The organism is Methanoculleus taiwanensis (assembly GCF_004102725.1).
In the GTDB taxonomy this organism is placed as follows: domain Archaea; phylum Halobacteriota; class Methanomicrobia; order Methanomicrobiales; family Methanoculleaceae; genus Methanoculleus_A; species Methanoculleus_A taiwanensis.
The window spans coordinates 22,621-34,895 of record NZ_LHQS01000003.1 but is presented as its reverse complement, the minus strand read 5'-3'; the positions used below and the strand labels follow the sequence as shown (position 1 = coordinate 34,895).

The 12,275-nt window shown below is 61.3% G+C and carries 12 protein-coding genes and 1 other RNA gene; 7 read left to right on the top strand and 6 right to left on the bottom strand.

From position 1 onward, the window contains the following. The first annotated feature begins 29 nt into the window (after positions 1–29). Positions 30–2,588 (top strand): U32 family peptidase, encoded by a 2,559-nt coding sequence (locus tag ABH15_RS10690; RefSeq protein WP_128694391.1) that lies wholly within the window; start codon positions 30–32, stop codon positions 2,586–2,588. A 62-nt stretch (positions 2,589–2,650) separates the two neighbouring features. Next, a complete protein-coding gene (gene tpiA, locus ABH15_RS10685; protein WP_128694390.1) occupies positions 2,651–3,319 on the top strand; it encodes a triose-phosphate isomerase in 669 nt (222 codons plus the stop codon). Here tpiA and ABH15_RS10680 read toward each other — a convergent pair whose 3' ends face one another. After that, positions 3,320–3,874: a CBS domain-containing protein gene (locus tag ABH15_RS10680; protein WP_128694389.1), complete on the bottom strand. Its 555-nt coding sequence runs from the start codon at positions 3,872–3,874 to the stop codon at positions 3,320–3,322. A 153-nt stretch (positions 3,875–4,027) separates the two neighbouring features. On the opposite strand from ABH15_RS10680, the gene ABH15_RS10675 reads away from it, so the two are divergent. Then, complete coding sequence (locus ABH15_RS10675; protein WP_128694388.1) at positions 4,028–4,291, top strand: hypothetical protein; 264 nt, start codon at positions 4,028–4,030, stop codon at positions 4,289–4,291. A gap of 553 nt (positions 4,292–4,844) precedes the next feature. On the opposite strand, the gene ABH15_RS10670 is transcribed toward ABH15_RS10675, so the two are convergent. The 3 genes from ABH15_RS10670 to rnpB form a co-directional block, all read right to left on the bottom strand. After that, on the bottom strand, positions 4,845–5,405 hold the full coding sequence (locus ABH15_RS10670; protein ID WP_128694387.1) for a DUF7504 family protein: 561 nt from the start codon (positions 5,403–5,405) through the stop codon (positions 4,845–4,847). A 6-nt stretch (positions 5,406–5,411) separates the two neighbouring features. Further along, a complete protein-coding gene (locus tag ABH15_RS10665; RefSeq protein ID WP_164913737.1) occupies positions 5,412–6,527 on the bottom strand; it encodes a PAS domain-containing protein in 1,116 nt (371 codons plus the stop codon). Positions 6,528–7,028: 501 nt separating this feature from the next. Continuing rightward, an RNA gene (gene rnpB / locus ABH15_RS10660) (RNase P RNA component) lies at positions 7,029–7,351 on the bottom strand. Positions 7,352–7,462: 111 nt separating this feature from the next. Between rnpB and ABH15_RS10655 the strand changes: the two genes are divergently transcribed. The 4 genes from ABH15_RS10655 to arcS all read left to right on the top strand — a co-directional run bounded on the left by ABH15_RS10655 (position 7,463) and on the right by arcS (position 11,715). Continuing rightward, entirely contained in the window at positions 7,463–7,996 is a 534-nt protein-coding gene (locus ABH15_RS10655; RefSeq protein ID WP_128694385.1) for a hypothetical protein, read from the top strand. A gap of 74 nt (positions 7,997–8,070) precedes the next feature. Beyond that, positions 8,071–8,637, top strand: a complete 567-nt coding sequence (locus ABH15_RS10650; RefSeq protein ID WP_128694384.1) for a TIGR00296 family protein — start codon at positions 8,071–8,073, stop codon at positions 8,635–8,637. 5 nt (positions 8,638–8,642) lie between these two features. Continuing rightward, positions 8,643–10,094, top strand: a complete 1,452-nt coding sequence (gene tgtA, locus ABH15_RS10645; protein ID WP_128694383.1) for a tRNA guanosine(15) transglycosylase TgtA — start codon at positions 8,643–8,645, stop codon at positions 10,092–10,094. Next, positions 10,081–11,715 (top strand): archaeosine synthase subunit alpha, encoded by a 1,635-nt coding sequence (gene arcS, locus ABH15_RS10640; RefSeq protein ID WP_128694382.1) that lies wholly within the window; start codon positions 10,081–10,083, stop codon positions 11,713–11,715. The genes tgtA and arcS overlap by 14 nt, the downstream gene beginning before the upstream one ends. Positions 11,716–11,749: 34 nt before the next feature. Here the strand turns inward: arcS and ABH15_RS10635 are convergent, their stop codons facing one another. Together ABH15_RS10635 and ABH15_RS13700 are read right to left on the bottom strand one after the other, a co-directional pair. After that, complete coding sequence (locus ABH15_RS10635; RefSeq protein WP_128694381.1) at positions 11,750–12,076, bottom strand: YbjQ family protein; 327 nt, start codon at positions 12,074–12,076, stop codon at positions 11,750–11,752. Then, positions 12,077–12,244 (bottom strand): hypothetical protein, encoded by a 168-nt coding sequence (locus ABH15_RS13700; RefSeq protein WP_164913736.1) that lies wholly within the window; start codon positions 12,242–12,244, stop codon positions 12,077–12,079. It abuts the gene before it with no gap. Positions 12,245–12,275 lie beyond the last annotated feature (31 nt).

The following is a 12,275-nucleotide window of genomic DNA, read 5'->3' as shown; positions in this document are numbered from 1 at the left end:
CACGTACCTGCATACTTTCCGGAGAAGCTATGATATCGGAGATCTCGCAAAAAAAGCCACGACAGATCGGATCGCTCCCTGAGCTCCTTGCCCCCGCAGGCTCTTTCGACGCGCTCGTCGCGGCGGTCGCGGCAGGGGCCGATGCCGTCTACCTGAGTGGAACGCGGTTTGGTGCCCGGCGGTATGCGGCGAACTTCACCGAGGAGGATCTGGCGCGGGCGATCGAGTACGCTCACCTCCGGGATGTCTCCGTCTACGTCACGGTCAATACGCTGATCCGGGATGCCGAACTCGCCGACGTCGCCGCCTACCTTGTCTGGCTCTACGAGATGGGTGCCGATGCCGTGCTGGTGCAGGATGCCGGCGTCGCCAAACTCGCACGGGAACTCGCACCTGATCTTGCGCTCCACGCATCGACCCAGATGACGATCCATAACCGGGAAGGGGTGGCATATGCTGCCGGGCACGGTTTTTCCCGCGTCGTGCTCGCACGCGAGATGCCCCTCGCCGAGATTGAGGAGATCCGGGAAGCGGCGGAAGCATACGGGATCGGGCTTGAGGTCTTTATTCACGGTGCTCTCTGCTACTGCTACTCCGGTCAGTGCCTCCTCTCGTCGGTTATCGGCGGACGGAGCGGGAACCGTGGAATGTGCGCCCAGCCGTGCCGAAGGCAGTACGATCTGGTTGCCGGCCGGAAAGACGAGTACGGCAGGCCTGTGGATCTCCGCCCGGTGCCTCTCGACGAGACGTACCTTCTCTCGACCCGGGACCTTGCGGTCTACCCGCACCTCGACCGCATCGTAGCATCCGGGATCGCATCCCTCAAGATCGAGGGGCGGATGCGGTCGCCGGAGTATGTCGCGACGGTTGTGAACATCTACCGGCAGGCGCTCGACGCCATTGCCGCCGGGACCTGGTCGCCTTCTCCGGACGATATGCAGGATCTGGCGCTCGCCTTCTCCCGCGGTTTTACCGCCGGGCACATCCTCGGCGATGCGTCGATCATGGGCAGAGACCTCCCCGGAAACCGGGGTCTTCTCATCGGGACGGTGACCGGGTACGACCCCGGCAGAAGGGAAGCGACGGTGCTCCGCGATGGAGACTTCATCCCCGCTCCGGGCGACGGGCTGGTATTCTGCCGGGATAGGCCTGGCGGTGACGAGGGGCTGGTGCTTCGGTCGCCTCCGGCTGTCCGGGGCAATCGAATACTGCTTCCGTCTCCGGTGCCGGTCGGCCGGGGCACCCGGGTCTTCCTGACAAAGCGGGCGGGACTCGAAGAGCGCGCCCGGAGCATCATCGCCCGCGAACTCCCGCCGCTTCCGCTCGATATGCGGGTGTCCTGGGAGGAGCGTGTCCCCGTCTTCGAGGGGACGGTCGTTGCCCCGGATGGGCGGGAGATTCGGTTCTGCATGCGATCCGATGCTGCGATGGAGCCGGCGCGGAGCCGCCCGCTTACCGGGGACCAGATCGCGGCGCAGCTGACGAAGACGGGCGGGACGGTGTTTACGATCCGGAATCTCCGGCTTGACTATCCGGGCGGGCTCTTTGCTCCCATCGGCGATCTGAACCGGCTGCGGAGGTCGTTCCTCGATCATGCCGCTTCAGCCCTCGCCGCCGCGTACAGGCCGGATGATGAAGCGGTACGAGCGGCGGCGGAGCGGCTCCGGGAATTCCTCCCCGCACTGACTGCAGATCCCGTGCCGTCGGACGAACCGCGGCACCCCGCCGTCGCCGTCTATGCCGCGACCATCGACGAGGTTCGGGGCGGGGCGGCAGGCGGAGCCGGCGCCGTCTTCTTTGAGCCGCAGGTCAGGGCAGATTCCGGCGTTTTCCTCCCCCTCCTTGCCGAAGCGGCGGCAGTCTGCAGGAGCGAAGGGGCTGATCTCATCTGGAAGTGGCCGCCTATCACCCCCCGCGGTTTTCTCGACGTGGCCGTCCCTCTCCTCCCTTCCCTCGCGGCTGCGGGACTTGGCGGAGTTATGGTGAGCGGCAGCGGAGCGGCTGCGGCGGCAGCGGAGGCCGTGCCCGATCTCCCGCTCTACGGTGCGGCGGGCCTCAACATCTGGAATCACCGGACGGTCGGCGGGATGAGCCCGCTCTTCCGGTACCTCACGCTCTCGCCGGAACTCTCGGGCGCCGATCTTGCGGGTCTCGTCGCACGAGTGCGGCAGACCGGCTCCGGCATGCTCTTCGGGTTCATCGTCCAGGGCAACCTTGAGGCGATGGTCACCGAAGACCGCCTGCTCCGGGTTGCGGGGGCAGAAACGGGGGATGCTTTCTATGGTATCCGGGATACGAAACGCCGCATCTTTCCGATCAGAATCGACGGCGAGGGGAGGACATACCTTGCAAACGCGGTCGAGACGTCCCTGATCGATCACCTGCCCGCCCTGATCGGAGCCGGTCTCGATTCGTTCGTAATCGATGCACGCGGCAGGGGCGGGCGGTATGCACGGGAGATGGCCGGATTATACCGGACAGCTATCGAGTCGGGCGGCGTCGCTCCACGCCTGAAAGATGCGGTGAAGCAGCGGTCGTGCGGCGGAATCACCGCCGGTCACTTCCTCCGGGGCACCTCAGAGGAGTAGCCCCCTCTCCCCGGGGCTATCGTTTATTAAAATGAGTGCCCTATCAGTCAGAAGTGATTGAAATGGAGTCACCTCTGATTCTGATCAACCTGAAGACCTACAAGGAGGGCATCGGCGACCGGGCGCACCGCATCGCCGCCGCTGCCGAGACCGTGAGTGCCGAGAGCGGCGTGACTATCGGTATCGCTCCGTCGTTTATGGAGATCCACCCGCTCAGCCGCCACTACGCCATTCCCGTCTACGCCCAGCATATCGACGGCATCAGCCCCGGCACCGGTACCGGCCACATCCTCCCCGAGGCCGTGAAACTCGCGGGTGCCCATGGGACGCTTATCAACCACTCGGAGCGGCGGCTCACCCTCGCCGATATCGAAGCTGCCGTCTCCGCGGCAAAGAGAGTCCGGCTCGAGACGGTCGTCTGCACGAACAACGTCCCGACCAGCGCCGCCGCGGCAGCTCTTTCCCCCGACTACGTGGCGATCGAACCGCCGGAGCTGATCGGGAGCGGGGTCTCGGTATCGAAGGCAGATCCGGGGATTATCGAAAACTCGGTCGCCGCTGTCCGGAAGGTACACGATGGCGTAAAAGTGCTGACCGGAGCCGGGATCCAGTCGGGCGAGTGCGTGAAGATTGCACTCGACCTCGGCACCCACGGCGTTCTGCTGGCATCGAGCGTCGTCAAGGCGGACGACCCCGAGAAGGTGCTCCGCGAACTCGTCTCGCTGCTCTGATCAGACGATCAGCGATATCAGGTCGTGCTTGGTGATCACACCCTGCACCTTTCCTTTATCGGCCACGATCACCGCATGGTTCTGCTGCAGGATATGGACGACCGTCTCTATCGGCATGGACGGCGGAACGGTCGGAAAACCGGGCTCCATGAAGTCTCTGACACTGTGGTTCTGCGTCTTCTGGAGGCCGCCTTCTTCCATCGCGTTGATGATGGCAGACTCCGAGATGCATCCCACCGGCACGCCGTCCTCGATCACAGGGAGCTGGGAGATCCCGTTCTTCCCCATGATCTCCACGGCGAGGCTGATCGGCTCGGCCGGGGAAACGCTCTGTACCGGGGTATGCATGAGATCCGCGGCCGTGATGGCTGAGTTCTCTGCGGTCTTCAGGACGTTGACGATCTTGATCAGCGTGCTGACCCTCGGATCGACGCTGCCCGCCTCGATGCGGGCGACCATCGACTGGCTGATTCCCGCCATACGGGCTACGTCTGCCTGTTTCAGCCCAAGATGCGTTCTTTTCTCCCGAAGTTCCGCCGGTGTGGGGATGTCCATGATATTAGCAATGGTAATTTCAATATCTAAAGGTTATGCACCATTATGCATGGGATGCGAGAATATGCTTTTCTCGACCCCTCTCCCTACGGCTCGGTACAGCGAGCCTTTGAGCCTCGCAAGATTTATACGAGCACGGGCATAGGAGAAGGCATGGCCGTTGACAAAGAAGACCAGCAGCGAATCCTCCGGAAAGTGCACGACATACTCTCTGCCTACGGAACGGCGGATGCCGTCAGGAGCGAGCTCGAGTCCGAAGGATTCGTCGTCAAGGCCGAGCACGGCGACGCCGTCTCGATGGAGAATGCAGACGCCGAGATCTTCGTGCTGATCCGGATGGGCGAGGCCGGCCAGGTCGTCGGCGATCACGTCACGACGTTCGACGAGATTGAGCTCAAGCCGGTGAGGAAGGTGTGATACACTTCCGGCGAATACAGTTTTGCGGGTGTGAACGGTGCCGGGACAAAACCCCGGAGCCTCCTGCTTTCCGGCTCTGCTGAAACCATCTCATTGGGTGAACCTCTTCGGTCATGTGAAGTAATCATCCGGCAGTATACCGAACGGCGGTGAAAGCTTTCGAGAGACCTTCTGTATTTTTGGAGTATCCCCTGCCCGAAATTCGTATCCCGGTTAGCTGCGGCCTTTTCAGAGATGTTTTTCTTCCATCATCGGGTTTCGTGAGTTGCTCGTTTTACATGGAGCAGGATTCGGGAGATCCTGTACTGCAACCGGAACCGGGGTATCTGGGGCATTATCCCGGGTGGCCGGAGATCCCGGATACACCGACAGGGGGATGGCCTCCCGGGTGTGACCCGGAGTTCTCCGGGATATGAAATGCCGGTGAGCAGTCCTTCAGACGGATCACAAGCGTTCACGGTGGTTACGCTCCGGTACGGACACCGTGCGTACTCGCTCTCCCTGGCTGACCCGCCTTATCTGCCGTCATCTGCTAAAGAATGCCGGGATGATCTCAGCCCTCATCGCTGATTGTGAGCACTTCGTCCGTAAATGATGTCAGATGTGAGAAGAGAACGGGATCAAGGCCGGTTTCCACTGCGAGGATGACTCCCTTGACTTCCAGAAGGCGGAGTTTGCTCGTGATGAAGTGGACAAATTTTATCAGGCTGTCGGATGGTGTATGGATCAGCATTGCATTAACGGAATCGATGAACACCAGGCTCTCTTCTCCGGAATGCCTCTTCAGCAAGTCCGTAACGGCAATGCCGAGATCGGTGAGGTTGCCCGGGTGGCTGATGAATTTGATCCTCGCTTGGGTATCCGGGACAGAGCCCACTGCATACTTGGTGATGCAGTCGATAAACTCGATTCGTGAGATATCAATATCCCGCTTCGCAAAGAGATCCGCGAGATACTGAGACGGCATGTTTGCGCAGACGTAGATAACGGTGATGCCCTGCTCCGTTATCTCCCGGGTGAGAGCGATATTATTCTCTTTTATTCTGGTTGCGGAAGAGAGTGCCAGGATTATCTTCTTCTCCTGATTTTCGAACCTGATATGGTTGACGGTCATTCCTCTTCACCTGGACAGGAATGCTCTGAATGCTTCGGGGATCTCCTTCCGCTCCTGCGCGATAGCACAGTCGAGATCACGGAGGTTGTCAACGATCCGGTCGGCATTCATGATCTGAACCTTGATCTCTGTCTCTACAATCTCACGAGCGGTTTCACCGTCATGCACCTGCTGGAGAATGTCTGCAAGGTTATCGCGGATCAGTTCGACTGGCTGCTTTAAACGGAGTGCCGCTTCGGTTACATAGGCAAGGAGGGCTTGTTCCGCCTCTTTTCGGTCACGGATGTCGACAAAATTCTCGACGAGATATGCACGTCCATCAATGGTCATCTGCGCTACGGTCTTGATGACAGGGATCTTTTCGCCCTGCAGATTTACGACAACCCGTTCGGAACAATCCACGCGCTGTCCGAGATTGGTGATGGGGCACGAGCCTTCTTCTGCAGGACAGATGAACCGGTGGCAGACGTGACCGATGATCTCTTCCCGGGCAGCGCCGATCATCTTTTCGGCTGCCGGATTCACGTCCGTTATCCTGTGCGTCTCCTCCTCAATGATTACGACACCTGCCTGCAGACTGTCCAGAGTCGTTCGGAGCCGTGTTTCTGATGCTTTTAGCGCTACTTCTGCTTGTTTTCGCTCCGAGATATCCACCAACGAGATGATGTAGCCTCCCATGGTCGGTGCCGGCGCAACGGTCATCATCGCGTCGAAGATGGTGCCATCCTTCTTAAGAGCCCGCATTTCGAAGGAAGAAGGTGCAGTGCCGCTTTGCTGATCCCGGGTTGCAAGCAGTGCACCGACCGCTTCCCGCCCATCGGGTGCAACGAGTTCTTCCCACCGGATAGTGCCGGCTGTTGCATCCCGGGAGTATCCCAGCATACGCACGAGTTCGCCGTTGATACGAGCGACGATACCGTCACGCCCGACGAGCAGCATGGCCGTACCGGTAGACTCGAAGAGTGCACGGTATTCTTTCATATCATTCTGGAGCCGTCCTGCAAGGTATGCGACAACTGCGGCAATGCCGATGAATACAGCGGCACGGATGACGGCAGTGATAAGCGAAGCAATGTCGGTATAGCCGAGGAACAGAACAAGTGCACAGTATGTGACTGCCATCACGAGAGCAAAAGATACCCCGCGACGGGGATACCAGTAGGCAGCAAGCACTATCGGAAGGTAGTAGAGGTGGGGGAAAACGTTCGTGATTCCTGCTTGAAGGCAGAAAATTGTAGTTACTATAGCAAGGGCGGCGGTGATCAGGAGAACATATGGATACGCCGAAGCAGGTGCATCTGTTTGACGATTCTGGCCAGGAGACATCATGAGATATCGTGGCGAAGGGTTATTTAGGCTTTACTTATTCTCCTTTCTGACGGCCGAAAGTTTTCCCTGTTTCGCACGCGGTATAGACCCCGGATCCCTTCCCCTCTCATGCCCGGGGAGCCCCTTGCAGGTTGTGGATGAAAGCCTGTGGGTTGAGATCCGGCTTTTCCGGCAGCCGTAAGTTCTGCGTGGTAGTCTACAATTCCCTCAAGACGGGTTATAGCTGCTCTCGGGGTACGGAAAAGAAGCTACAGGACAGTGCAATCCCGGATAAGAAGAGACCGAATGTGTGAGGAGTGGGAGGAGTAAGCCTCCTTCTGTTCATGGCGGCATTCAGCTAAGCGCCATACCCGGGCGGATACCAGGCGATCCATTTGCCCTGTTTTGGCTTGCACCCGCAGGGATTCACCGTTTCATCGTATCCCATCGCTACGTTCAACGAGTTAGGTATCGCCCCGAAGGGCTCGATCGTTTCATTACTGACGATGGGCCGTGTCGTTTCTGTGCCATTGCCGTGACTCTCGCCACCCGCACTTGCATGCGGCTGCGTTCCCGGTCGGTGGGAGGACTTTCCTCAGCAGCACGTTTGTGCCACCGTCGGCCGCCCTCTCCCTCTCCCCTATACAATTGGTGCGCCAGCTACATATTGGTGACGGTACCGTGAGGGTTACTTCAGGGTAGCGGAACTATTAAATATCAGTATTAAAGTCTTACGTTTTGATTTTACCATGACTTTCCGAGGCACACCCGAAGCCAGCACCGAGCTCGAACTTGCTCTGGTCTTCGGGGCGTTCATCGCCGTCACTACTCTCTTTTCGTATATGGCTCTCGGTGCGAGTACGGCTCCGCTTGCAGGCGGCATCGATGCATCCTGTCCGGTTTCTCCGGTCGGCAGTCCGTCTCTTGCGATCGTTGGTGACGTCGTCGGGATCGGGACACCTCATACTACCTCGTCTCCCCTGATCGATGTCCTCAGACTGACGGTCGTCCCGGTAGCGGCCGATCGACCTCTTGATATCAAGCAGACGACCGTGACCGTCATGACCCGTGATCGGATCGCCATCCTCTCCTACACCGACACGCCGCTCCCCGGACGGGGTGAGTGGACGAACGCCGGCAGCCACGCACCCGGCGAGGCGTTTGATATCCTGATCGGCCTGCCGGAACCCCTGGTGCGGGATGCGGAGGTGAGTCTCGTCATTCGGCCGGAGGGTGCCGGTCCGACGATCCTCCGGCATACCATACCCGTCTCTTCTGCCTAGTGCTCCTCACCTCTCCCCTGCCCGCACGGGCTCCGCAAAAGACTAACATATTCAACGGCATACGACCCACTCTGATGGATATGCTGACTCCGGAAGAAGGAAGACTCGCTCTGCAGGTTGCCCGCAAGGCCATCGAGCATGCAGTCAACAGAGAGCGGTATACGCCCCCGGCGCTCCCGCCGATCTTCGATGAAAAACGGGGCGTGTTTGTGACGATCAAGCGGCAGGGAACGCTACGCGGCTGTATCGGCCTGCCTTACCCCATCCGCCCCCTCGGTGACGCCATCGTCGAGGCCGCGGTCTCGGCGGCGCTCGAAGATCCGCGTTTCCCGGCGGTATCCGGGCGGGAACTTTCCGAGCTCGAACTTGAAGTGACCGTGCTCACGCTGCCCGAACCGCTCACCTGTCCGCCGGCGGAACGGCCGGCGAACGTCGTCATCGGGAAGCACGGCCTGATCGTCAGCGGCATGGGCACGAGCGGCCTTCTGCTCCCCCAGGTGCCGGTCGAATACAACTGGGAGAGCAGAGAGTTCCTCGATCACACCTGTCAGAAAGCGGGGCTGAATCCTGACTGCTGGAAGCGTGGTGATGTCAACGTACTTACCTTCGAGGGGCAGATATTTGAGGAGCAGGCGGTTTAACTCGAATGGCAATCAGCTTTGAAATCATCCATAAAGACATTGCAGGACGTATCGGCAAGCTCAAAGTCGGTGAGAGGACGATCCGGACGCCGGCACTCCTGCCTGTCGTCAACCCTCATCTCCCGCTCGTGACGCCCCGCGAGATGCAGGAGATGGGCGTCGAGGCGCTGATCACGAACGCCTATATCTTCAATAGGAGCACCGAGTTCCGGGAGCGGGCGCTCGCCGAAGGGCTCCATGCCGTGCTTGACTTCGACGGCGTGATCATGACCGACTCAGGCTCGTTCCAGCTCTCGGTCTACGGCGAGGTCGAGGTCACGAACCGGGATACTCTCGAGTTCCAGCAGGCAATCGGCAGCGATATTGTCGTCCCCCTTGATATACCGACGCCGCCCGGCACCGATCGCGAGACCGCACGGGCGGAACTTGCGGTCACGATGGAGCGGATCCGTGAAGGGCAGGCGCTCTTTCCGGAGGCGCACCTCGCCGGCCCCGTCCAGGGCGGCATCTACACCGACCTTCGTGAAGAGGCGGGAGCAGCGGTGCAGGAGCTCGGGTTTACCTTCTGCCCGATAGGCGCGGTCGTCCCGCTGATGGAGAGCTACCGCTACAAGGAACTCGTCGAGGTCGTCCTCGCCGCAAAACGCGGCCTCTCCCCGGCGACCTGTATCCACCTCTTCGGCGCCGGCCATCCCTCGATGTTCGCACTCGCCGTCGCGATGGGGTGCGACCTCTTCGACTCGGCGGCATACGCACTCTTCGCCCGCGAGGGACGCTACATCACGACGCACGGGAGCCTGAAGGTGGACGAACTTGCGGAACTCCCCTGTGCATGCCGGGTCTGCCGGACGCACACTGCCGAGGAGCTCAAAAAGTCCCCCGACCGCGAACGGCTGCTCGCCCTCCACAACCTCTACGTCACGCTCGCGGAGATCGCCCGGATACGGCAGGCGATCCAGGACGGCACGCTCTGGGAGCTCGTCGACGAGCGGTGTAGGAGTCACCCGCGGCTTCTTGCCGGCTACCGTGAGCTCCTCAAGCATGCCCCGGAGCTCGAGGTGCAGGACCGAGCCTCAAAGCGCCGGTTCTTCTACCGGGGCGACGAGAGTTGCTTCCGGACGGAGGTGCTCCGCTACCACCAGATGATCCCCCGTATCACGCTCGGTGAACGGGTGCTCATCTCCTTCGACGGCAGAGAACTCCCCGGGTTCGATACGGTGCTCGGGTTCAAGCCCCCCTTCGGCCCGTACCCTCCGGAACTCGGTGAAACCTTCCCGGTCGGCCAGAGCGAGATACCGGAGTACGACGACGCGATGGTGCGGAGCGGGTGCGCCGGAATCCGAAGCCTGATGGCCGCCCACCCCGAGAGCAGGTTCACGGTCAGGTGCGGTGCAGCCTGGGCGACGGTTGTCCGTGAGGAAGTGCCCGGCGCGGAGGTGTACGATGAGCAGGTATGAAGCGAAGAAGCGGGACGGCCTTGCGCGAATCAGCACCTTCGAAGACGGCGACCGGGGCCTCTCCCTCCCGGCCGCGGTGGAGACCGAAATTCTCTTCCCCGATCTCGCCGCCCGGGCGTTCTCGAACGTGCCTCTCGCCGCCGACCCTTCGTTCGTCCGCCGGTATCTCGCGGTGGGCGCCGGCCAGCCGGTCGCCATCCATCCGGCCGCGGAGAATACCGCATCCTCCGGCGACGCCGTGATGGCGGCGGACTGGCATACGGCGCTTCAAAATCCCCGGAACTACGTCGAGTGGCTCGTCGCCCTCAAAGAGCAGGTCGTTCCCGATACGGCATGGTACGCACCGGCCGCGGCACTGCCGTCGACGGCCGCCATACTCATCTACTCGGGGTTCGATCTCTTCGATTTCACGGGCGTCGATCTTGCGACCGCCCGGGGCGTCTTCTGCACTCCCGAAGGAGAGTTCCCGGCGTCGGCGATGGAAGAGGGGCTCTGCGGCTGCGTCGGGTGCCGGGAAGGCGACCTCAAACAGCATAACCGCCTCGCGCTCGAGCGGGAGATTGCCCTTGTCAGGCGGTTTATCGAGGCAGGGCAGCTCCGCGAGCTGATGGAGATGCGCTGCCGGCTGGACGCAAACCAGGTCGGCATTCTGCGGTTCCTCGACCGGAACTACGCCTTCATGGAGCGCCACCTTCCGATCGCACGGGATATCACGATGCGGGCGAACTCTGCCGAGTCCCAGAACCGTCCGGAGGTGCGGCGGTATGCCGAGCGCGTCATCGAGCGTTTCATCCCTACGCGGACCGACGTCGCGGTGCTCCTCCCCTGCTCTGCGAGGAAGCCCTACTGCCTCTCCCAGAGCCATAAGAAGTTCATCGCTGCGGTGGCGAACCGCGGCCACGAGCTGATCGTCACCTCGCCCCTCGGCCTCGTGCCGCGGGAGCTCGAACGCGTCTACCCCGCCGGCCACTACGACGTGCCGGTGACCGGGTACTGGGATCGGGAGGAGTGCGCATTCATCGCCGATATCCTCGCCCGCTACCTCGCAAAGCACGCCTACCGCCGGGTGATCGCGCACCTCGAGGGCGGAGCGCTCACGGTGGCGGAGATGGCTGCGGAGACGCTCGGGATCGAGCTCGAAGTGACCTGCAGCGACCGCCCGACGAGTGCCCCCTCGCTCCGGGCGCTTGATGCGGCGCTCCAGGGAGAGCGGCGTATACTGCCCGATATGGTGCGGGGAACGATCTCGTGGCAGTTCGGGACGGATATGGATATGCGAGGCCTCCGTGTCCGGAGTAAAGGCCCACAGGTCTCGGTGCTCAAAGGCAAGCAGCAGTTCTTCAGCCTCGATCCCGGGACAGGCCTCTTCCGGCCGACCTTCGAAGGGTGGCAGCTGATCCCGGAGGGCTACCGGGTGGCGATCGACAACTTCGTGCCGCAGGGGGACGTCCTCGCTCCCGGCGTGACGGATGCCGACCCGGCTATCCGTGAGGGCGACGAGGTGCTGATCGTCGGCGAGTCCGCTCTTGCCACGGGAAGGGCGATGATGAGCGCCGGGGAGATGCTCCGCTCGAAGCGCGGCGTCGCCGTCAAAGCGCGGAAGGTGCGCAAGCTCGAGTGAGGGTGCCCCCTTACTCTACCGATTTTTAAAAAAGTTATTTCTTCGGAGTCAGCTTCACCGCCGTTCCGTAGGCGAGCATCTCCGCTGCGCCCGGCATCGTCTCGGAGGTGGTGAACCGGATAGCGACCACGGCGTCCGCGCCCATGCCCTTTGCGGTGTTCACCATGCGGTTGATGGCCTCGAGTCTCGACTCGCTGAGCATCTCGGTGTATGCCTCGAGTTCGCCGCCGACGATGCTCTTCAAGCCCGACATGATGTCTTTTCCGATATGTTTCGACCTGACGGTGTTGCCGTAGACCACGCCGATGACGGTGGTCTCGTAACCCGGCACGAATTCTGTCGTTGATAGAAGCACGTTCATTCACTCCTGTATCTGCTCGATCCGATCCTCACGCGACCGGAAGACGACGAGTGCGATTCCGATCAGGATAAGGGGGACGGCGTAGAAGAGGAGAAAGGGAAAAGCAAAGGGCGCGATGACGACCCCGAGGAGGATCAGCGCGGCTCCCCACTTCACCTGACTCTTCATACTGTAGTATCGGTGCTCCGGACGGATAATG

What these genes read in the sequence shown, in the direction of transcription:
- ABH15_RS10690 (WP_128694391.1), top strand. Translation starts at nt 30, where the DNA reads ATGATATCGGAGATCTCGCAAAAAAAGCCACGACAGATCGGATCGCTC.
- tpiA (WP_128694390.1), top strand. Translation starts at nt 2,651, where the DNA reads ATGGAGTCACCTCTGATTCTGATCAACCTGAAGACCTACAAGGAGGGC.
- ABH15_RS10680 (WP_128694389.1), bottom strand. Translation starts at nt 3,874, where the DNA reads ATGGACATCCCCACACCGGCGGAACTTCGGGAGAAAAGAACGCATCTT.
- ABH15_RS10675 (WP_128694388.1), top strand. Translation starts at nt 4,028, where the DNA reads ATGGCCGTTGACAAAGAAGACCAGCAGCGAATCCTCCGGAAAGTGCAC.
- ABH15_RS10670 (WP_128694387.1), bottom strand. Translation starts at nt 5,405, where the DNA reads ATGACCGTCAACCATATCAGGTTCGAAAATCAGGAGAAGAAGATAATC.
- ABH15_RS10665 (WP_164913737.1), bottom strand. Translation starts at nt 6,527, where the DNA reads ATGGCAGTCACATACTGTGCACTTGTTCTGTTCCTCGGCTATACCGAC.
- ABH15_RS10655 (WP_128694385.1), top strand. Translation starts at nt 7,463, where the DNA reads ATGACTTTCCGAGGCACACCCGAAGCCAGCACCGAGCTCGAACTTGCT.
- ABH15_RS10650 (WP_128694384.1), top strand. Translation starts at nt 8,071, where the DNA reads ATGGATATGCTGACTCCGGAAGAAGGAAGACTCGCTCTGCAGGTTGCC.
- tgtA (WP_128694383.1), top strand. Translation starts at nt 8,643, where the DNA reads ATGGCAATCAGCTTTGAAATCATCCATAAAGACATTGCAGGACGTATC.
- arcS (WP_128694382.1), top strand. Translation starts at nt 10,081, where the DNA reads ATGAGCAGGTATGAAGCGAAGAAGCGGGACGGCCTTGCGCGAATCAGC.
- ABH15_RS10635 (WP_128694381.1), bottom strand. Translation starts at nt 12,076, where the DNA reads ATGAACGTGCTTCTATCAACGACAGAATTCGTGCCGGGTTACGAGACC.
- ABH15_RS13700 (WP_164913736.1), bottom strand. Translation starts at nt 12,244, where the DNA reads ATGAAGAGTCAGGTGAAGTGGGGAGCCGCGCTGATCCTCCTCGGGGTC.